This window comes from Parvibaculum sp. (genome assembly GCF_049672805.1).
Lineage (GTDB): Bacteria > Pseudomonadota > Alphaproteobacteria > Parvibaculales > Parvibaculaceae > Parvibaculum.
In genome coordinates this window covers 1-3,522 of the sequence record NZ_JBATWS010000302.1, presented here as the reverse complement: position 1 = coordinate 3,522, position 3,522 = coordinate 1, and the positions used below count along the sequence as shown (strand labels likewise).

General features: G+C 61.8%; 7 protein-coding genes. 6 read left to right on the top strand and 1 reads right to left on the bottom strand.

The features are described from left to right. From WBF74_RS09675 to WBF74_RS09650, 6 genes are all read left to right on the top strand, one after another. Window positions 1–1,013, top strand: a 1,013-nt coding sequence (locus WBF74_RS09675) for a phage major capsid protein (RefSeq protein ID WP_424438788.1), incomplete at its 5' end; no start/stop codon positions are given. A gap of 7 nt (window positions 1,014–1,020) precedes the next feature. Next, window positions 1,021–1,452, top strand: a complete 432-nt coding sequence (locus WBF74_RS09670) for a hypothetical protein (RefSeq protein WP_424438785.1) — start codon at window positions 1,021–1,023, stop codon at window positions 1,450–1,452. Between the two features lie 64 nt (window positions 1,453–1,516). Further along, complete coding sequence (locus tag WBF74_RS09665; protein WP_424438782.1) at window positions 1,517–2,086, top strand: head-tail connector protein; 570 nt, start codon at window positions 1,517–1,519, stop codon at window positions 2,084–2,086. Beyond that, entirely contained in the window at window positions 2,083–2,397 is a 315-nt protein-coding gene (locus WBF74_RS09660) for a phage head closure protein (RefSeq protein ID WP_424438779.1), read from the top strand. Before WBF74_RS09665 ends, WBF74_RS09660 begins: the two co-directional genes overlap by 4 nt. Further along, window positions 2,394–2,795, top strand: coding sequence for a DUF3168 domain-containing protein (locus WBF74_RS09655; protein WP_424438776.1), 402 nt, complete (start codon window positions 2,394–2,396; stop codon window positions 2,793–2,795). Before WBF74_RS09660 ends, WBF74_RS09655 begins: the two co-directional genes overlap by 4 nt. Continuing rightward, window positions 2,792–3,205 carry a phage major tail protein, TP901-1 family gene (locus WBF74_RS09650; protein WP_424438773.1) on the top strand — a complete coding sequence of 138 codons (414 nt, stop codon included), beginning with the start codon at window positions 2,792–2,794 and terminating at the stop codon, window positions 3,203–3,205. The genes WBF74_RS09655 and WBF74_RS09650 overlap by 4 nt, the downstream gene beginning before the upstream one ends. A gap of 1 nt (window position 3,206) precedes the next feature. Here WBF74_RS09650 and WBF74_RS09645 read toward each other — a convergent pair. After that, window positions 3,207–3,522: hypothetical protein (locus WBF74_RS09645; protein WP_424438770.1), on the bottom strand; the 316-nt coding region annotated here is incomplete at its 5' end.

Genomic DNA, 3,522 nt, shown 5'->3' with positions numbered 1-3,522 from the left:
GACGGCCGGAGATCGGCGGCGCTCTGGATGGCAGCATCGCGGGCCGTGAGCATAAGCGGGCGTTTGAGCGCTATGTCCGCAAGGGCGAGGCGCCGGACCTGCGCGGGCTGGAGGCAAAGGCGCTCTCCGCCCAATCCGACCCCGATGGGGGTTATCTGGTTCCGGCGGAAACGGAAAGCATGATCGACCGCATCGTCGCGGAAGTCTCGCCCATCCGCGCCATTGCAGGCATCCGCCAGATCGGCGCATCGAGCTACAAGAAGCCCTTCTCGCGGGGCGGGTTACAGACGGGCTGGGTTGGCGAAACAGAGGCGCGGCCCCAGACCACGGCGCCAAACCTTGGCGAGATCGAGTTCCCGGCGATGGAGCTTTACGCCATGCCGGCGGCAACGCCGACGCTTCTCGAAGATTCCGCCGTCAGCATCGATCAGTGGCTTGCGGAAGAAGTGCAGACCGCTTTTGCAGAGCAGGAAGGTGAAGCCTTCGTGACGGGTGATGGGGTGAAGAAGCCGCGCGGCTTCCTTGACTATACCCGCATCGCCGACAGCAGTTGGGAATGGGGCAAGCTCGGCTTCATCGCCACCGGCAATGATGGCGCCTTCCCGACATCAAATCCGGGCGACAAGCTGATCGACCTCATCTATTCGGTGAAGTCGGGCTACCGCGCGAATAGCCGCTTTGTCATGAATCGGGCGACGCAGGCGGCGATCCGCAAGTTCAAGGATGTGGATGGCAATTATCTCTGGCAGCCGGGCCTCACCGCCGGTCAGCCGCCAACGCTTCTGAACTATCCGGTCACGGAAGTGGAGGACATGCCTTCCATCGCTTCCGACGCGCCGGCCATTGCGTTCGGTGATTTCCGTCGCGGCTATCTCATCGTGGATCGCCTCGGCATCCGCGTGCTGCGCGACCCCTACAGCGCCAAGCCCTATGTGCTTTTTTACACGACAAAGCGTGTGGGCGGCGGTGTGCAGAACTTCGAGGCGATCAAGTTCCTCCAGTTCTCGGCGTGAGGTCGTCATGCGCGACATTCACAATGGCCTGAGGGTCATCCAGACGCTCGACCCGAAGCTCACAACGGAAACGCGCCACGGCGCCCCCGTTGATGGCAAGGGCTTCGAGGCGGTCGAGCATATCATCGAGATCGGCGCAACGGCGGAGGAGCTTTCGGAAGAACTCTCCATCGCCTGTGTGCTCGAAGCCTCGGATGACGGCAGCTCCTGGCTGCCGGTGGAAGAGGCGCATGAAGTGCTCGGCGCGGCGCCGGATGAAGGCGGTATCTTCGCGCGTATAGAAAGCGCCAAGGACGATCTCTGCATCTGCCGCATCGGCTATGTCGGTCCGGCGCGCTACACGCGTGTCTCGGTCGAGCTGACCGGTACGCATGAAGAGGGAACGCCCGTTTCGGCTATCGCTCTTCTCGGCTTCGCGCATCTGAAGCCCGTCGCCTGACGCAAACATCGTCATGGCCGGAACCACCCGGCCATGACAGTCCCCCTTCATCCCGGAACATATGATGGCTCTCACACTCCTGACACCTCCGGCAGCGGAGCCGGTGGCGCTTGCTGACGCGCGCGCTCATCTCCGGCTGGATGCAACTGAGGAAGACGCGCTTCTCGGCTCGCTCCTCACCGCCGCGCGCATGGCCGTCGAAGCAGCGGCCCGCTATGCGCTTCTGCCCCAGTCCTGGCGGCTGACGCTTGATGACTGGCCGACACAGCCGGTGGAGATCCCCCTTGCGCCGGTTCTCACCCTTGATGCGGTCAGGGTGGCCACCATCGGCGGCTCGATGCTGACGATCGATCCGGCGTTCTACGAGGTGGATACGACCGGCACACCGCCTCGGCTCGCCGCAAGGCGCGGTCAGGCCTGGCCCATGCCGGCAACGCGGCTTGCAGGTATCGCAATTGATTTTACGGCGGGCCATGCGGCAGCGGCAGAAGTGCCCGCGCCGCTGAAACAGGCGATCCTGCTCCTTGCAGCGCACTGGTTTGAAAATCGCGAGCCTGTTCCGCTCGGCGCGAAAGCAGAGCTTCCCGCAATGGTCGCAGCGCTCATCGCGCCTTACCGGAGGCTTCATCTGTGATCGGTGAATTGCGAGAGCGTGTGACGCTGCAATCGCCCCTTCGCACGGCAGACGGAGCAGGGGGTGCCAATATTAGCTGGGGCGAGGACCTCTCTGTCTGGGCAAAGGTCGAGCAGCTGGGAGGAGATGAAAGTGTAAGCGCTGATCGGCTTGCCGCGCACGCGCGCCTTCGCGTCACCATTCGTTACCGCAAGGATGTGGCCACGGAAATGCGTCTTCTCTGGCGCTTGCGAGCCTATGGCATTCGTGCGCTGCGCGATGCGGATGGTGATAAACGCTTTCTCGTTCTTGATTGTGAGGCCCGCGTATGACAGCCGATCTCGCCCTTCAGAAAGCAATCTTCGCACATCTCGCGGTGGATACGTCGCTTGCCGCGTTGGTCGGTGCGCGCATTTACGACAATGCACCCGGAGATGCCGTCTTTCCGTTCCTTGTGCTCGGCGAGAATGACACGCGCAACTGGCCGGGCGGCATGGAACATCGCCTCGCGCTTCATTGCTTCTCGCGCAGCGGCGGCCGCATGGAGGCAAAGGGCATCCTTGGTGCTGTTCATGCGGCGCTCGATGACAAGCCCCTCACGCTCGAAGGTCACAACCTCGTCAATCTCCGCTTTCTCGACAGCACCACGCGGCGCGAGGCGGATGGAACAACATGGCGCGGCACAATCCGCTTCCGCGCCATCACCGAAAAAACGGGAGAAACCGCATGACTGCCCAGAAAGGCAAGGATCTGCTCCTGAAGCTCGACAGCACGGGCGAAGGGAACTTCACCACGGTGGCGGGCCTGCGCTCCCGCGCCATTTCCTTCAACGCGCGCGCCGTGGATGTTACCCATGCGGAATCCGCAGGCCGCTGGCGCGAGCTGCTGGAAGGGGCGGGCATCCGCTCCGCCGCGATCACGGGTCGCGGAATTTTCCGCGACGCATCATCCGATGAAAGCGTCAGAAGTATTTTCTTTGCGGGCTCCATCCGAAACTGGCAGGTGGTGATCCCCTCTTTCGGTACGGTGAGCGGTCCTTTCCAGATCACCGCTCTCGAGTTTGCAGGCGACCATGATGGCGAAGTCACCTTCGACCTCGCGCTGGAAAGCGCCGGCGAAATCAGCTTCACGGTGGCCTGATCTACAATGTCAATAAGCGCCTGCCACGCAGATCCGTCTTCGGAACGACGATCTCGCCTGTTACCACATCTTCAACCCAAACCGTGTAAATGAAAAAGCGTTGGCTATCGAACTGCTTCAAGCTGTGCTCATATCTGGCAATGTAGGAAGCGCCAGGTTTGACATCGAGAAGAACAGGCAAATACAGATTTCCAGAACCACTCCGCATCAAGATTGCTATCGCGCGCACGCCGGGTACAAGCGTCACCGGTTTTGACGGATCCCACCTGGCAGGCGACAGAATATTCGCCTCCCTGCCTTCTGGCACAATCTGACCA